This window comes from Micromonospora narathiwatensis (genome assembly GCF_900089605.1).
In the GTDB taxonomy this organism is placed as follows: Bacteria; Actinomycetota; Actinomycetes; order Mycobacteriales; family Micromonosporaceae; genus Micromonospora; species Micromonospora narathiwatensis.
Genome location: NZ_LT594324.1, coordinates 1,464,702 through 1,480,308, shown reverse-complemented (window position 1 = coordinate 1,480,308; position 15,607 = coordinate 1,464,702). Strand labels below are relative to the sequence as shown.

The 15,607-nt window shown below is 71.4% G+C and carries 14 protein-coding genes; 7 read left to right on the top strand and 7 right to left on the bottom strand.

Annotated features, from left to right (window positions below; all coding sequences use genetic code 11):
- Positions 1 to 17 precede the first annotated feature (17 nt).
- Complete coding sequence (locus tag GA0070621_RS06590; RefSeq protein WP_091192368.1) at positions 18 to 209, top strand: helix-turn-helix domain-containing protein; 192 nt, start codon at positions 18 to 20, stop codon at positions 207 to 209.
- A 1-nt stretch (position 210) separates the two neighbouring features.
- Positions 211 to 1,452, top strand: coding sequence for a tyrosine-type recombinase/integrase (locus GA0070621_RS06585; RefSeq protein WP_091192366.1), 1,242 nt, complete (start codon positions 211 to 213; stop codon positions 1,450 to 1,452).
- 57 nt (positions 1,453 to 1,509) lie between these two features.
- On the opposite strand, the gene metH is transcribed toward GA0070621_RS06585, so the two are convergent.
- Positions 1,510 to 5,025, bottom strand: a complete 3,516-nt coding sequence (gene metH, locus GA0070621_RS06580; RefSeq protein ID WP_167666661.1) for a methionine synthase — start codon at positions 5,023 to 5,025, stop codon at positions 1,510 to 1,512.
- Between the two features lie 312 nt (positions 5,026 to 5,337).
- Here metH and GA0070621_RS06575 point away from each other — a divergent pair, with 312 nt between their 5' ends.
- Together GA0070621_RS06575 and GA0070621_RS06570 are read left to right on the top strand one after the other, a co-directional pair.
- Positions 5,338 to 6,207 carry a PAC2 family protein gene (locus GA0070621_RS06575; RefSeq protein ID WP_091202093.1) on the top strand — a complete coding sequence of 290 codons (870 nt, stop codon included), beginning with the start codon at positions 5,338 to 5,340 and terminating at the stop codon, positions 6,205 to 6,207.
- A gap of 110 nt (positions 6,208 to 6,317) precedes the next feature.
- A complete protein-coding gene (locus GA0070621_RS06570; protein ID WP_091192363.1) occupies positions 6,318 to 7,109 on the top strand; it encodes a GntR family transcriptional regulator in 792 nt (263 codons plus the stop codon).
- A 140-nt stretch (positions 7,110 to 7,249) separates the two neighbouring features.
- On the opposite strand, the gene mshC is transcribed toward GA0070621_RS06570, so the two are convergent.
- From mshC to GA0070621_RS06550, 4 genes are all read right to left on the bottom strand, one after another.
- Positions 7,250 to 8,488: a cysteine--1-D-myo-inosityl 2-amino-2-deoxy-alpha-D-glucopyranoside ligase gene (gene mshC, locus GA0070621_RS06565; protein WP_091192362.1), complete on the bottom strand. Its 1,239-nt coding sequence runs from the start codon at positions 8,486 to 8,488 to the stop codon at positions 7,250 to 7,252.
- Positions 8,489 to 8,555: 67 nt separating this feature from the next.
- The gene (locus GA0070621_RS06560; protein WP_091192360.1) at positions 8,556 to 9,374 is read right to left on the bottom strand and encodes an SCO1664 family protein; all 819 of its coding nucleotides are present in this window, start codon (positions 9,372 to 9,374) and stop codon (positions 8,556 to 8,558) included.
- Positions 9,371 to 9,949 carry a DUF3090 domain-containing protein gene (locus GA0070621_RS06555; protein ID WP_091192359.1) on the bottom strand — a complete coding sequence of 193 codons (579 nt, stop codon included), beginning with the start codon at positions 9,947 to 9,949 and terminating at the stop codon, positions 9,371 to 9,373. The genes GA0070621_RS06560 and GA0070621_RS06555 overlap by 4 nt, the downstream gene beginning before the upstream one ends.
- Before the next feature lie 163 nt (positions 9,950 to 10,112).
- Positions 10,113 to 10,826, bottom strand: coding sequence for a histidine phosphatase family protein (locus GA0070621_RS06550; RefSeq protein ID WP_091192358.1), 714 nt, complete (start codon positions 10,824 to 10,826; stop codon positions 10,113 to 10,115).
- A gap of 772 nt (positions 10,827 to 11,598) precedes the next feature.
- On the opposite strand from GA0070621_RS06550, the gene GA0070621_RS06545 reads away from it, so the two are divergent.
- Positions 11,599 to 12,138 carry a hypothetical protein gene (locus tag GA0070621_RS06545; RefSeq protein WP_091192356.1) on the top strand — a complete coding sequence of 180 codons (540 nt, stop codon included), beginning with the start codon at positions 11,599 to 11,601 and terminating at the stop codon, positions 12,136 to 12,138.
- 76 nt (positions 12,139 to 12,214) lie between these two features.
- On the opposite strand, the gene GA0070621_RS06540 is transcribed toward GA0070621_RS06545, so the two are convergent.
- Positions 12,215 to 13,051: an undecaprenyl-diphosphate phosphatase gene (locus GA0070621_RS06540; protein ID WP_091192355.1), complete on the bottom strand. Its 837-nt coding sequence runs from the start codon at positions 13,049 to 13,051 to the stop codon at positions 12,215 to 12,217.
- Positions 13,048 to 14,100 carry an LLM class F420-dependent oxidoreductase gene (locus tag GA0070621_RS06535; protein WP_091192353.1) on the bottom strand — a complete coding sequence of 351 codons (1,053 nt, stop codon included), beginning with the start codon at positions 14,098 to 14,100 and terminating at the stop codon, positions 13,048 to 13,050. Before GA0070621_RS06535 ends, GA0070621_RS06540 begins: the two co-directional genes overlap by 4 nt.
- A gap of 170 nt (positions 14,101 to 14,270) precedes the next feature.
- Here GA0070621_RS06535 and GA0070621_RS06530 point away from each other — a divergent pair, with 170 nt between their 5' ends.
- Together GA0070621_RS06530 and GA0070621_RS06525 are read left to right on the top strand one after the other, a co-directional pair.
- Entirely contained in the window at positions 14,271 to 15,242 is a 972-nt protein-coding gene (locus tag GA0070621_RS06530) for an aldo/keto reductase (RefSeq protein ID WP_091192352.1), read from the top strand.
- A gap of 91 nt (positions 15,243 to 15,333) precedes the next feature.
- A complete protein-coding gene (locus GA0070621_RS06525) occupies positions 15,334 to 15,525 on the top strand; it encodes a DUF5703 family protein (protein WP_091192350.1) in 192 nt (63 codons plus the stop codon).
- Positions 15,526 to 15,607 lie beyond the last annotated feature (82 nt).

Below are 15,607 nucleotides of genomic sequence, written 5' to 3'. Positions count from 1 at the left end.
CGACCACGGGAGATGACATGACCACCGCCCAACCGTCCCAGCTCTGGACCGTCGACGACGTCTCGGCGTACCTCGGTGTCCCGGTCCAGACCCTCTACACCTGGCGCAAGCGCCGGATAGGTCCACCTGCCGGCCGCGTCGGCCGCCATCTGCGCTACGACCCCGACCTGGTGCGCGCATGGTTCGCCGACCAGTCGAAGGCGGCCTGACATGGCCCACATTGTCGACCGCTGGTACCGCGCCATCGTCGGCCCGGACGGGAAATCGCGGCAAGAGCCGAAGCCGGAATGCGGACAGGGGATGCGCTACCGCGTCCGGTACATCGCGCCGGACGGCAAGGAGAAGTCGCAGTCGTTCCCCGACAAGAAGAAGCGCGAGGCACAGGCGTTCCTCGCCAGCGTCCAGGCCGACATCCTCAAAGGCACCTACGTCGATCCTGACGCGGGCCGCATCACTTTCAAGCAGTACGCGGACGAATGGCTCGCCGCCACGACGACCGACGTTCTCACCCGCGACCGCATCGAATATGAACTCCGGCTGCACGTGTACCCCGTGCTCGGTCACAAGGCGATGGCTTCCATCCAACCAGCGACGATCCGAGCGTGGGCGCGCGGGTTGCAGGAGAAAGGACTATCCGCCGGCTACCGCCGGGTCCTGTTCAGCGACGTGTCGATGATCCTGAACGCGGCGGTGGACGACAAGAAGATCGTCAGCAACCCGTTCTCGGTCAGGAGCATCCAGCGTCCGAAGCACGTCCCCAACAAGGTCGTACCGTGGTCCGTCGACCGGCTCACGGCGTTTCGCGCGAAGATGCCTGACCGGTACCGCGTAACCGTTGACCTGGGCGCGGGCTGCGGCCTCCGTCAAGGAGAAATCTTCGCGGTGAGCCCCGACGACTTGGACGCAACCCGCCCCATCCTCCACGTCAGCCGCCAAATCAAGCTTGTGCGGGGCACCATGATTTTCGCTCTACCCAAGGGCGGAAAGACCCGAGAGGTCCCCCTCCCTGATTCGGTGGCCCGCCGCCTGGAGGCTCATGCCAAGCAGTACGCGCCCGTCGAGGTCACCTTGCCGTGGGGAACTTCGACCGGCGACCCGGTAGCCGTCAAGGTCTACCTGACGCTTCCTGACGGCACCGCCCTCAGTCGCTCCAAGTTCAACCCTGGCGTCTGGAGGCCAACGATCCGGGCCACGGGCATACCCGAGGATCGACGCAACGGGATGCACGTTCTCCGGCACACCTACGCCTCGGTGCTCCTGGACGCCGGAGAGAGCATCAAGGCCCTGTCGGCCTACCTGGGCCATGCCGATCCCGGCTTCACCCTCCGGACCTACACCCACCTGTTGCCGAGCAGTGAGGACCGTACTCGGCGGGCCATCGACAAGGCGTTCGGTGAGGTCCGGGCCGCCGACGACGGCCCGGAAGCCGGTGACGGCCTGGAGACGGCATGATCATGGTTCCACAGCCCTCACCGGGGGTGAAAGTGCAGGTCAGCGCACCTGCCCCGACTATTTGGCGTTGAAGTAGTTCGCCTCCGGGTGGTGCACCACGATCGCGTCCGTGGCCTGCTCCGGCATGAGCTGGAACTCCTCCGACAGCTGCACGCCGATCCGCTCGGCACCCAGCAGCTCCACGATCTTCGCGCGGTCCTCCAGGTCGGGACAGGCCGGGTAGCCGAACGCGAACCGGCAGCCGCGGTAGTCGGTGCGCAGCAGGCCGGCCAGGTCCGCCGGGTCGTCGTCGGCGACGGTACGCCCGCCGGGCAGGACCAGCTCGGACCGGATCCGCCGGTGCCAGTATTCGGCGAGGGCCTCGGTGAGCTGCACGGACAGGCCGTGCACCTCCAGATAGTCGCGGTATTCGTTGCCGGCGAACATCTTCGCCGTGTACTCGCTGATCGGCTGCCCGACGGTGACCAACTGCAATGCCACCACGTCCAGCTGGTCGCCGCCGGGCCGGAAGTAGTCGGCGAGGCAGAGCCGCCGCTCCTGCCGTTGACGGGGGAACGAGAACCGGGCCCGCTCGGCGTGCCCGTTCTCGTCCAGCACCACCAGGTCGTTGCCCTCGGCGTACGCCGGGAAGTACCCGTACACCACGGCCGCCTCAAGGACCTGGTCGGCGATGAGCCGGTCGAGCCAGTAGCGCAGCCGCGGCCGGCCCTCGGTCTCCACCAGTTCCTCGTACGACGGGCCCTTGCCGCCGCGGGCGCCGCGCAGCCCCCACTGGCCGAGGAAGGTGGCCCGCTCGTCGAGCAGTGCCGCGTAGTCGGCCAGCGGCACCCCCTTCACCACCCGGGTGCCGAAGAACGGCGGCGTGGGCACCTCCACGTCGGTGGCCACGTCGGAGCGGACCGAGGCGTCGTCCAGCTCCGGCAGCGCCTCGCGCACCATGGCCCGCTGCCGCTCCCGCCGCTCCCGGCGGGCCGCCAGGGCCGCCTCCCGCTCCGGGTCGACCACCGGTACGCCGCCGCGCTTGGCGGACATCACCCGGTCCATCAGGGACAGCCCCTCGAAGGCGTCCCGGGCGTAGTGCACCTGCCCGGGGAACATCGACCGCAGGTCGTCCTCGACGTACGCCCGGGTGAGCGCCGCCCCGCCGAGCAGCACCGGCCAGCGCTCGGCCACCCCGCGCGCGGCCATCTCGGCGAGGTTCTCCTTCATGATGACCGTGCTCTTGACCAGCAGCCCGGACATGCCGATCGCGTCGGCCCGGTGCTGTTCGGCCGCGTCGAGGATCGCGTTGATCGGCTGCTTGATGCCGATGTTGACGACCTCGTAGCCGTTGTTGGACAGGATGATGTCCACCAGGTTCTTGCCGATGTCGTGCACGTCGCCCTTGACGGTGGCAAGGACAATGCGCCCCTTGCCACCGTCGTCGGCCTTCTCCATGTGCGGCTCCAGGTAGGCCACCGCGGTCTTCATCACCTCGGCGGACTGGAGCACGAACGGCAGCTGCATCTGGCCGGAGCCGAACAGCTCGCCGACCACCTTCATCCCGTCGAGCAGCAGGTCGTTGATGATGGACAGCGCCGAGCGCCCCTCCGCCATGGCGGTGTCCAGGTCGGCCTCCAGGCCGCTGCGCTCCCCGTCGATGATCCGCCGCTTGAGCCGCTCGTCCAGGGGCAGCGCGGCCAACTCCTCGGCCCGGCTGGCGCGCGCCGAGGCGGCGTCGACGCCCTCGAAGATCTCGATGAACCGTTGCACCGGGTCGTAGCCGTCGCGGCGGCGGTCGTAGATCAGGTCGAGGGCGGCCTCGCGCTGTTCGTCGGGAATCCTCGACATCGGCAGGATCTTGCTGGCGTGCACGATCGCCGAGGTCAGCCCGGCCTCCGCGCACTCGTGCAGGAAGACGGAGTTGAGCACCTGCCGGGCGGCCGGGTTCAGGCCGAAGGAGACGTTGGAGATGCCCAGGGTGAAGTTGACCCCCGGGTAGCGGGAGGCGATCTCCCGGATCGCCTCGATCGTCTCGATGCCGTCGCGGCGGGTCTCCTCCTGGCCGGTGGCGATCGGGAACGTCAGCGCGTCGATGAGGATGTCCTCCCGGCGCAGCCCCCACCGGCCGGTCAGGTCCTCGATCAGCCGGGCCGCGACGCGTACCTTCCAGTCGCGGGTGCGGGCCTGGCCCTCCTCGTCGATGAGCAGGGCGACCACGGCGGCGCCGTGCTCCCTGATCACCGGCATCAGCCGGGCATAGCGGGAATCCGGGCCGTCGCCGTCCTCGAAGTTCACCGAGTTGACCACGCAGCGCCCGCCGAGCATCTCCAGCCCGGCCTCGATCACCGCCGGTTCGGTGGAGTCCAGCATGATCGGCAGGGTGGAGGCGGTGGCGAACCGGCCGGCCAACTCCCGCATGTCCTGCGTGCCGTCCCGGCCGACGTAGTCGACGCAGAGGTCCAGCAGGTGTGAGCCGTCCCGGGCCTGGCTCCGCGCGACCTCCACGCACGCCTGCCAGTCGCCGGCGAGCATCGCCTCCCGGAACGCCTTGGAACCGTTGGCGTTGGACCGCTCCCCCACCATCAGCACGCTGGCGTCCTGGGCGAACGGCACGTGATGGTAGATCGACGAGACGCCGGCCTCCGGCCGCGGCTCCCGGGCCACCGGCCGCGCCCCGCGCAGCCGCTCGACCAGCACCCGGATGTGTTCCGGTGTGCTGCCGCAGCAGCCACCCACCAGGGACACGCCGTAGTCGGCGACGAACCGCTCCAGGGCGTCGGCCATCTCGACCGGCGTCAACGGGAAGTACGCCCCGTCGGCGGTCAGCACCGGCAGCCCGGCGTTCGGCATCACCGACAGCGGGATGCGCGAGTGCCGGGACAGGTAGCGCAGGTGCTCGCCCATCTCCGCCGGGCCGGTCGAGCAGTTGAGCCCGATCAGATCCACCCCGAGCGCCTCGATCGCGGTCAGCGCCGCGCCGATCTCGCTGCCCAGCAGCATGGTGCCGGTGGTCTCGACGGCGACGTGGCAGATGATCGGCACCTGCCGCCCGAGCTCGGCCATCGCCCGCTTCGACCCGATCACCGCGGCCTTGGCCTGGAGCAGGTCCTGGCAGGTCTCCACGCTCAGTGCGTCCGAGCCGCCCTCGATCAGGCCGGCGGCGCTCGCCTGGTACGCGTCGCGCAGCGTGGCGTACGCGGCGTGGCCGAGGGTGGGCAGCTTGGTGCCGGGGCCGATCGAGCCGAGTACGTAACGGGGCTGCTCCGGCGTCGCGTACGCGTCGACGGCGTCCCGGGCCAGCCGCGCCGCCGCCTCCGACAGCTCCCGGATCCGTCCGGCGATGCCGTACTCGGCGAGGTTCGGCAGGTTGGCGCCGAAGGTGTTGGTCTCGACGCAGTCCGCGCCCGCCGCCAGGTACGCGTCGTGCACGCCGCGCACGACGTCCGGCCGGGTCAGGTTGAGGATCTCGTTGCAGCCCTCAAGGCCGTCGAAGTCGTCCAGCGTCAGGTCAGCCGCCTGGAGCATCGTCCCCATCGCCCCGTCGGCGATGATGATCCGCTCCGCCAGCACATCGAGCAACGAAGTCCGCACAGAGCCAGGTTAGTGCGGCGGAAGGAAGTCGGGTCACCGCAACCACGCCTTCCCACATACTGTGAGCGGGAGCACGCCGTACCTTTAGTCTGGTTCGACCGGATGGTCCGCTGCCCCGACCGGCGCGGCCGGCGGGCCGCCTCCCACGCCGGCACGTAGGCTGACGGGCGTGAGGGACATCAGGGACGCGACCGTGCGACGGCTCCAGGTCGCGGCGCGGCGCCAGACGCGCCGAGCTGGAGTTGTCGTAGGCGGGTGGACGTCCGGGCGGCGGCCCGGCGGCGCTCCCGACGAATGGGACGGGGTGACGGCGTGACCGAGTTCGACGGGCTGCCGGTGCTGCGCTCCCCGGTCGCCATCGCGGCATTCGAGGGCTGGAACGACGCCGCGGACGCCTCCACCGCGGCGGTGGAGCACCTGGAACAGGTCTGGCAGGCCCGGCAGGTGGCCGAGCTCGACCCGGAGGACTTCTACGACTTCCAGGTGAGCCGCCCGACCATCACGATGGCCGACGGCGAGACCCGCCGGGTGGAGTGGCCGACCACCCGCTTCATGGTGGCCAGCCCGGCCGGCACCGAGCGGGACGTCGTGCTGATCCGCGGCATCGAGCCGAGCATGCGCTGGCGCACCTTCTGCGAGCAGGTGCTGGAGATCTGCCACAGCCTGGAGGTCGAGCGGGTGGTGCTGCTCGGCGCGCTGCTGGCCGACGTGCCGTACACCCGGCCGCTGCCGATCAGCGGCAGCGCGTCGGACGTCGACGCCGCCAAGCGCTACCAGCTCACCCCCACCCGCTACGACGGGCCGACCGGCATCGTCGGGGTATTGCACGACGCCTGCACCCGGGCCGAGGTCGACGCGGTGTCGTTCTGGGTGCACGTGCCGCACTACGCCAACAACCCGCCCTGCCCCAAGGCCACCCTGGCGCTGCTGCACCGGGTCGAGGAGGTCCTCGACCTGCCGGTGCCGATGGCCGACCTGGCCGAGGAGGCCGCCGAGTGGGAGCGGCGGGTACGCAGCGCCGCCGAGCAGGACGCCGAGCTGGGCGAGTACGTCCGCGAGTTGGAGGAACGGGTCGGCGACGCCGGCATCACCCCGCTGACCGGGGACGAGATCGCCCAGGAGTTCGAGAAGTACCTGCGCCGCCGCGGCGGCTCCGCCGGCCCGACCGCCGGCTCCTGGTAACCGCCGGGGAAACCGGGCTCCGTTCGGGGCCCGGTTTTCTTCGTGTCCGGGGTGGCGCGCCCGCTCCCCCTACGGCATCCTAGGAACCTAGCTGTCATGAGGAGGCGGGCATGCAGATCAACCCGGGGGCGGCGGAGTTTCCGCACCGGCAGATCGCCGCGCAGCTCAAGGCCCAGGTTCGCCGCGGCGACTGGGGGCCGGGCGAGCGACTGCCGTCCATCCCGGCCATCGCCGAGATGTTCGGCGTCGCGAAGCAGACCGTGCAGCGCGCCGTCGACCAGCTGCGGGTCGAGGGCATCCTGATCACCAAGCCCGGCTCCGGTACGTACGTCCGGGGCACCCGGCGCCGGCTCAACCGGCTCTCCCGCGGCCGGTACGGCGGCTTCCGCGGCTACCACACCGACCTGGCCGCCCGGTACCGACAGCAGCTCGCCTCGGTCGGCCGCGCCCCCGCGCCACCCGAGGTGGCCGACGCGTTCGGCGTGCCCGACGGCACCGACCTGCTCTGCCGGCGGCACCTGGTCCGCACCGACGAGTCACCGGTCGAGGTGGGCGCCTCCTGGTTCCTGCCCGGCGACACGGCCGGCACCCCATTGGAACGGGCCGAGGCGTTCGGCCGCCCGCTCTACCAGGAGGCCGAGGAGGCCACCGGCCGGCGGTACGTCACCGCGACCGACACGATCAGCGCCCGCCAGCCCAGCCGCGAGGAGGCGGAGATCCTCCAGATCCGGCCGGACACCCCGGTGCTGCACCTGCTGCACGTCGCGTACGACGAGCGGCGCAAGCCGATCGAGGTCGCCCAGGCCACCTGGCCCGGCCCGATGACCACCCTCACCGAGGAGTACAAGGTCCCCGCCCCGGCCGCCGACCCGGACCCGGACCCCGGTCTCGTCCTCGGCTGACCGCGACCGTCGGCCCGGCGCGCTCGCGCTCGAACATGGAAGTAGTGGCCTCAGCGCGTCGGCGAGACCACTAACTCCCGGATCGAGCGTGATCTCGCCCGGCGGCGCGATCTTCGGGCGGGCGGCGCGGACGGACCGCGTCAGAGGCGGACGCCCAGGAGGGCGTCGACGGTCTCCGCGAAGAGCCTCGGGGCGGCGGCATCCTCGGCGACGCCGGCCAGTGCCTGCTCGGCCCAGGCGTCCGCCACCACCAGGGCACCGGGGGTGTCGAGGTCGTCGGCGAGGCGGGCGCGTACCCCGGCCAGCAGCTCGGCCCCGGACGGCCCGGACGGCGCGGCGGCGGCCTGCCGCCAGCGGGCCAGCCGCCGCTGCGCCACGGCGAGCAGCTCGTCGGTCCAGGACCGGTCGGCGCGGTAGTGCCCGCTCATCAGGGCCAGCCGGACCGCCATCGAATCCACCCGGTCGGCTCGCAGCCGGGACACGAAGACCAGGTTGCCCCTGGACTTCGACATCTTCTCGCCGTCCAGGCCGATCATGCCGGCGTGCACGTAGTGGTCGGCGAACGGCGCCTCGCCGGTCAGCCGCTCGGCGTGCGCCGCCGAGCACTCGTGGTGCGGAAAGAGCAGGTCGTTGCCGCCGCCCTGCACGGCGATCCGGTCGCCGAGCAGGTTCAGGGCGATCACCGCGCACTCGATGTGCCAGCCGGGCCGGCCGGCGCCCAGCTCGCCGCCCGGCCAGGACGGCTCGCCCACCCGGGCGCCACGCCACAGCAGCGGATCGAGCGGGTCGCGCTTGCCGGCCCGGTCCGGGTCGCCGCCACGCTCCGGGAAGATCTCCAGCATCTGCTGCCGGGTCAGGTTCGACTCGTAGCCGAACGCCGGCGCGGCGGTGATGTCGAAGTAGACGTCGCCGGTGCCGTCGTCGAGCCGGTACGCCGCGCCGTCCTTGAGCAGCACGAGGACCTTCTCGACGATGTCCGGGATCGACTCGATCGCGCCCACGTAGTGCGCCGGCGGGATGATCCGCAGCGCCTCCATGTCCTCCCGGAACAGGGCGGTCTCCCGCATGGCCAGGACCTTCCAGTCCTCGCCGTCGCGCTCGGCCCGCTCCAGCAGCGGGTCGTCGATGTCGGTGACGTTCTGCACGTACCGCACGGTCAGGCCGGCATCCCGCCACATCCGCTGCACCAGGTCAAAGGTGATCATGGTGGCGGCGTGCCCGAGGTGGGTCGCGTCGTACGGGGTGATGCCGCAGACGTACATCGAGGCGACGCCGTCGGGCTGGCTGGGGTGGACACCTTGCCGCGCCGAGTCGTACAACCTCAGTGGCTGGCCCAAGCCCGGCAGCCGTGGCACCTCGTGCCCCACCCAAGACTCCATGACCGCCAGCCTAACGATCCGTCAGTGGCTCGGGTGTCGGGCCCGGAGTGATCAACGCGACAGCGGCTCACATGGGCGGCCAGGGCATCGCCGGCCAGTCCTGCGGGGGCAGCGGGAACCGCCCCGTCTCCCGCAACCGGTCCACCCGGGCCGCCAGCTCGGCGACCTCACCGATGGTGAGCTGCTCGGACAGCTCGTCACCGAGCCGTCCGGTGAGCTGCCCGGCCAGCCCGGCCAACATCTCCACCGCGTCCGGCGGGAGCTGCCGGCCGGCCCAGCCCCACAGCACCGTCCGCAGCTTGTCCTCGACGTGGAAGCAGACGCCGTGGTCCACGCCGTAGATCCGGTCGTCCGGGCCCACGATCACATGACCGCCCTTGCGGTCGGCGTTATTGATCACCGCGTCGAGGACCGACAGCCGGGCCAGGCGCGGGTCGTCGGCGTGGGCGAGGGCGTACGCGGCACCGTCGTCGTCGCGGGCCGCGGCCACCGGGAACCAGCGCGGGGGCACCGCCGCGGCCGGCACGAACCCGACCAGGGGCTCGACCTCCTCCGGCTCGTCGATCCAGAGCTGGCACGAGCCGGGCCCGAACGGCCCGTCCCGCAGCACGGTCGGCGGCACCAGGTCCCACCCGGTGGCCCGGGACACCAGGTAGGCCGCGATCTCCCGGCCGGCGAGCGTGCCGTCCGGAAAGTCCCAGAGCGGTCGCTCGCCCCGGACCGGCTTGTAGACGCAGCGGGCGGTCAGCCCGTCGAGGGTGAGAATCCCGCGCAGGGTGGTGTTGGAGGCGTCGACGAGCCGCCCCTCCAGGGCGAGCTCACCGTCGGTGAGCAGCCGCAACGCGGCGGCACCGTCCTGTCGGGGCTGGAGTTCCGACGAGGTCACCGGTGATAGCCGTTGTGCCGTGGACAGAGATGGCCGGCCGGGTCCAACGGCTGGCCGCAGAGCGGGCAGGGCGGGCGGCCGGCGTTGACCACGCGGCGGGCCCGCTCGATGAACGCGCGGGTCGCCTCAGGGGTCAGCCGCACCCGGAGCCGGTCCAGGTCATCGTCCGGCTCGTCCGGGTCCTCGTCCTCGTCGTCGTCCGCCTCGCCCAGCGCGACCTCGACCTCCGTCTCGCCGGTGGCGATCGCCTCGATCACCACGGTGGCGGAGTCCACGTCGAAGGCCAGGCCCAGCGTGCCGACCCGGAACTCCTCGTCGACCGGGGTGTCCAGCGGGTCGTTGTCGCCGGCCACGGCGGGCGCCTCGGGCAACTGGACGCCGAACCGGCGTTGCGCCTCGGCGAGCAGCTCCTCCAGCTTCTCGGCGAGCAGGGACACCTGGACCTTCTCCAGCGCGACGCTGACCAGCCGGCCGCCGCCGCGCGCCTGGAGGAAGAACGTACGCTCCCCCGGCGGGCCGACGGTTCCGGCGACGAACCGCTCCGGCGGCTCGAAGGCGTGCACCTGGTGGGTCATACCCACGACCCTATCCGGACGCCGGAACCGCCGCGCAGCGCACCGACGTTGAATCCGCCCAGGGCGAAACGCCAGGGCACACGGGGGCCCTTCCCGGGCGTGGCGAGCCGGCTCACCGCTCTTCGCGACTGCGGGGCTCGCAGAACCGGCTCACTCCTCGCGCTCACGGGGCCGCCCCCGCGCCGCCGCCCACGGCCGCGTCCGAATCCGTCGCACGCACCGCCCGCCGGCGCCGCTTGGGCGGCGGCGGCACCAGGCCCCCGAGGTCGCCGCCGGTGTCGTTGAGTCGGATCAGGAACGGCCGCAGCGGGGTGTAGCGAATCGCCGTCACCGACGCCGGGTCCGCGACGATCCGCTGGAAAAGATCCAGGTGTACGCCGAGCGCGTCCGCCACGATCGACTTGATCACATCGCCGTGGCTGCACGCCAGCCAGACCGCCTCCGGCCCGTGCTCGGCGGTGACCCGGGCGTCCCAGGAACGCACCGCCGCGACCGCCCGCGCCGACATCGCCGCCATCGACTCCCCCTCCGGGAAGACGGCCGCGCTGGGATGCTGCTGGACCACCGGCCAGAGCGGCTCCTTGGCCAGCTTCTTCAGCGGCTGTCCCTCCCACCTGCCGTACCCGCACTCGATCAGCCCCTCCTCCACCACCGGCTCGACGTCGGGCAAGGCCAGTCGCAGGGTCTGCCGGCAGCGGATCAGCGGGCTGGTCACCACCGCCGCCAGGGGCAGCCCCGTCAACCGCTCGCCGACGGCCGTGGCCTGGGCGCGGCCGGTCTCGTCCAGCTCGACCGGCTGCCGGCCGGCCAGGCCGCCGTCGGCGTTCGCGGTGGTCCGGCCGTGTCGCAGAAGCAGAAGGATCGCCACCCTGACCACCCTAAGGCGGTACGACGTCGGCTGTGTCCCGCCGTGCCCGTTGGCCCGGGTCGCTGTCCGCGATCATGGGACCGCCGGGCCGTCTCAGACCGATCAGGCCGAAACCGGCGGCCCGCGTGCGCCGCTCAGCGGCGGCCACGAGCCCGTGAGGGAGGGGCTACTGGGCGAGGCCGCTGAGCGCCAGTCTCGGGGAGGTTGTGGCCTCATCCTGGGGCGGAGGGGCCACTTCGGGGAAGTTGCGGCTTCGTCGTGCCGGGATAGGCCATCTCCCAGGACGTTGTCGCGCCGCGCCATCGAGGTGCCACTTCGGGGAGGTTGTGGCTTCGTCGTGCTGGGATGGGCCGTTTTCGGGGAGGTTGTGGCCTCATGGGGTGCCTGAAGGGCCACTTTCGGGGATATTGTGTGGATCTTGGTGGGGTCACCTGATCGGCGTGGGTGGTATGCGTCGGGTGTCCGGTTCCGGGGCGGCGGGGGTGGCGTCGTGGAGGGAATGGTCGGCGGTCGGCGGGTGTTGTACCGGGCTGCACGGCCGAGGAAGGCCCCCGAACCTGGGGGCTGATGGCCGCCCGCTGCGATCGGGGTGGCCCGGGCCCGGAATGTTGGTGGGTCGTCGGTCGTTGTACATGGTCCCGGCGCCGCGAAGAGGCGATCCCCCGCCCCGCGAGCCAGCCGGTCGAAGACCTTCCCCCCTTGTTTGGGCGCCTGACGGTGCTTGCGCATGCCCCGACCCCCGGTCGGCGTGTGTGCCAAACCCCCGAATGGAGCTTTGGTCATGAATACGATGCTGCGTAAGAGCGTTCTGGGTGTTGCTGGTCTGGCTTTCGCCGGTGGTGTGTTCGCCGGTCCGATCGCCGCTCACGCCGCCGCCCCCGTACACGCCACTCCGGTTGCTGCTGTCCAGGGCGCCCAGTCGAAGATCGACCTGAACGGTGAGCAGACCGCGAACGCGAAGGCGATCATCGCGGCGACGAAGAAGGCCGGCATGCCGGAGCGGGCCGCGGTCATCTCGATCGCGACGTCGCTTCAGGAGTCGAAGCTGGAGAACCTGGGTCACCTCGGTGACCAGAACGATCACGACTCGCTGGGTCTGTTCCAGCAGCGCCCGTCCTCTGGTTGGGGTAGCCCGGAGCAGATCACCGACCCCGGGTACGCGACGACCGCGTTTCTGAAGGGTCTGAAGCAGGTTGACGGGTGGCAGGACATGCCGTTGACCAAGGCCGCGCAGACGGTGCAGGTGTCGGCGTACCCGGACGCCTACGCCCAGTGGGAGCAGCAGGCCGCTGACCTGGTCGCCCAGAACTGGAACAGCTGACACAACCGAACATGAACAACACCGCTGGCCGGCACCCGAGCACGGGGTGCCGGCCAGCGGCGTCTCCGGAACCAGATCAGGTTGGGTTGATCACCCCGGTGAGGAGCAGGCAGAGGACCAGCGAACCGAGCGCCACCCGGTACAGGACGAAGAGGTACAGGGTGTGGTGGGCCACGTAGCGCAGCAGCCAGGCGATCGCCGCGTAACCGATGGCAAAGGCGATCACCGTCGCGACGACCATCTGGGCCACGCTCGGTGCCGCGGTCCCCGGTGCGGAGGGCTCGAAGACGTCCGGGAGGCTGAACACCCCGGAGATCACCACCGCCGGGATCGCCAGCAGGAACGAGTACCGCGTCGCGGTCTCCCGGGTGAGGTTCAGGAAGAGGCCGAAGGTGAGCGTGCCGCCGGAGCGGGACACCCCGGGGATGAGCGCCATGGCCTGGCCGAGGCCCATGACGATGCCGTCGCGCATCCGGAAGTTCTCCAGCGTGCGGGTCTGCCGCCCCCAGTACTCGGCGAAGGCCAGCACCAGCGCGAAGAAGATCAACGTGAAGGAGACCAGGTAGAGGTTCCGGCCGGCGGTGCGGATCTGGTCCTTGAACAGCAGCCCGAGGAGCCCGATCGGGATGGTGCCGACGATGACGTACCAGGCCATGCGGTAGTCGAGGCTGGACCGGACCGAGCGGTCCCACATGCCGACCACCCAGGTACGGAGGATCCGCCAGATGTCCTTGAAGAAGTAGATGAGCACCGCCGCCTCGGTGCCGAGCTGGGTCACCGCGGTGAAGGACGCGCCCGCATCCCGGTTGAAGAACAGCGCCGAGGTGATCCGCAGGTGCCCGGAGGACGAGACGGGCAGGAATTCCGTGAGCCCCTGGACGATGCCGAGGACGATGGCTTCAACCCAGGTCACTCGCCGACTCCCGACAGCTCCAGGGCCTCGGCGACGGTGCGCAGGGTCTGCACACCGCTCTCCCGATCCGCGACGAACAGGGTCACCGACAGGGTGGTGACACCGGCGGCGGCGTACTCCCGCATCCGCTCGGCGATGCGCTCCTTCGGGCCGAGCAGCGAGGTGCGGTCGATGAACTCCATCGGCACCGCGGCGGCGGCGTCGCGCTGCCGCTTGGCCAGGTAGAGGTCCTGCACCTCGCGGGCGGCGTCGCCGTAGCCCATCCGGGTGGCGAGCTGGTTGTAGAAGTTCTGCTGCCGGCTGCCCATGCCGCCGACGTAGAGGGCGGCGTACCAGCGGACCAGCTCGGCGCAGGAGGCGATGTCGTCGCCGACCACCACCGGGACGGACGGCACCACGTCGAAGCCGGTCAGCTCCTTGCCGACCTTGGCGCGGCCGGCGCGGACGGCGGCGAGCTGTTCCTCGGCGAACTCGGGCGCGTAGAAGACGGCCAGCCAGCCGTCGGCGATCTCGCCGGCCAGTTCGAGGTTCTTCGGGCCGACAGCGGCCAGGTAGATCGGGATGTGCTCGCGCGGTGGATGGAAGCCCAGCCGCAGCGCCTTGCCCGGCCCGTCGGGCAGCGGCAGGGTGTAGTGCTCGCCGTCGTACGCGAGTTCCTTGCGGGCGACCGCCAGTTTGACGATGTCGACGTACTCGCGGGTGCGGGCCAGCGGCTTGGCGAAGCGGACGCCGTGCCAGCCCTCGGAGACCTGCGGGCCGGAGACGCCCAGGCCGAGCCGGAACCGGCCGCCGGAGAGCGCGTCGATGGTGGCCGCGGTCATCGCGGTCATCGCGGGCGTACGCGCCGGGATCTGCATCACCGCGCTGCCCAGGTCGATCCGCTCGGTCTGGCCGGCGATCCACGACAGCATGCTCGGCGAGTCGGAGCCGTACGCCTCCGCCGCCCACACCACCGAGTAGCCGAGCCGGTCCGCCTCCTGTGCCAGGGCCAGATGATCGGCCGGCGTGCTCCACGCCGTCTGGTATCCGAGGCTGAGCCCGAGTCGCACTGGTCCTCCCACCGTCCGCACCACAGGTCGCATCAGGTTACGCAATGGGGGTGGCCGAACCGATCACCGGCTCACCCCCGAACGCGTCACAACCGTGACCGCTCGGTGGAGCAGGAACTTGACTCCGGGTGAGGATATCCGTGACGCGAGGTTCGAAATAAGGTTCACCCATGCAACAGCGACCGCTCGGCCGAAGCGGGCTGGCGGTTTCGCGGCTCGCGCTCGGCACCATGACCTGGGGACGGGACACCGACGCCGACGACGCGGCCGCCCAGCTGAAGAGCTACCTGGACGCGGGCGGCAACCTCGTCGACACCGCCGACGTGTACGCCGACGGCGACGCCGAGTCGGTGATCGGCTCGCTGCTGGGCAGCCTGGTACCCCGGGACGAACTGCTCATCGCGACCAAGGCGGGGCTGCGGCCGGGCAGCGGTCGCCGCCGGGACGGCTCGCGGGGGCACCTGTTGCGGACCCTTGAGGCGTCGCTGCGCCGGCTCGGCACCGACCACGTCGACCTCTGGCAGGTGCACGGATACGACCCGGACACCCCCCTCGACGAGACCCTGGCCGCGCTGGACCACGCGGTGTCCGGCGGCAAGGCCCGGTACGTGGGGGTTTCCAACTTCTCCGGGTGGCAGACCGCCCGGGCCGCCGCCTGGCAGGCCGCCTGGCCGGGGCGCGCCCCGGTGGTCGCCGCCCAGGTGGAGTACTCGCTGCTGGAGCGGGGCGTCGAGCGCGAGGTGCTGCCCGCCTGCGAGGCGCTGGGGCTGGGGGTGCTGCCCTGGTCGCCGCTGGGTCGCGGGGTGCTCACCGGCAAGTACCGCAACGGCCGCCCGGCCGACTCCCGGGCCGCATCGCCGCACTTCGAGCGCTTCGTCACGCCGTACCTGGAGCCGCGCTGCTCCAGCATCGTGGAGGCGGTCGCCACCGCCGCCGGCGGGCTGGGCGTGTCGCCCATGGAGGTGGCGCTGGCGTGGATCCGGGACCGGCCCGGGGTGACCGCGCCGATCCTCGGCGCCCGCACCGTGGGGCAGCTCCTCGGCGCCCTCCAGGTGGAGCGGATGACCCTGCCCGAGGAGATCGTCACCGCCCTGGACGACGTCTCGGCGGTGCCGGTCGGCTACCCGGAACGGGACGGCTGAGCCCGGCCGTCCGGCGCCGGGCGGCCGACACGCGGTCCGGGTCACCCTCAGGGGGTGGCGGTGGGCCACTGGGCTGGGCAGCATAGGGGTCATGGACTACGAATACGCGCCGCTGCGGTTGCCATCGAACGTCGACCGGGTGACCGCCACGGCGCAGCTGGCGATCCAGGCGGAGTTCTCCGGCTGGGAGTTGGCCCGGGTGCGGCTGTACCGGGACGGCACGCGGCAGGTGATGCTGCGTCGCCGCCTGATCAACCAGCCGCAGCCGGGTTTGTCGTACTGACCCGACGGCCCCGACGGGATCCTCCGGGCCCCGCGGAAACGCGGCTGGCCGGGCAGCACGGTGGTCGAGCCGTTCTGGACGC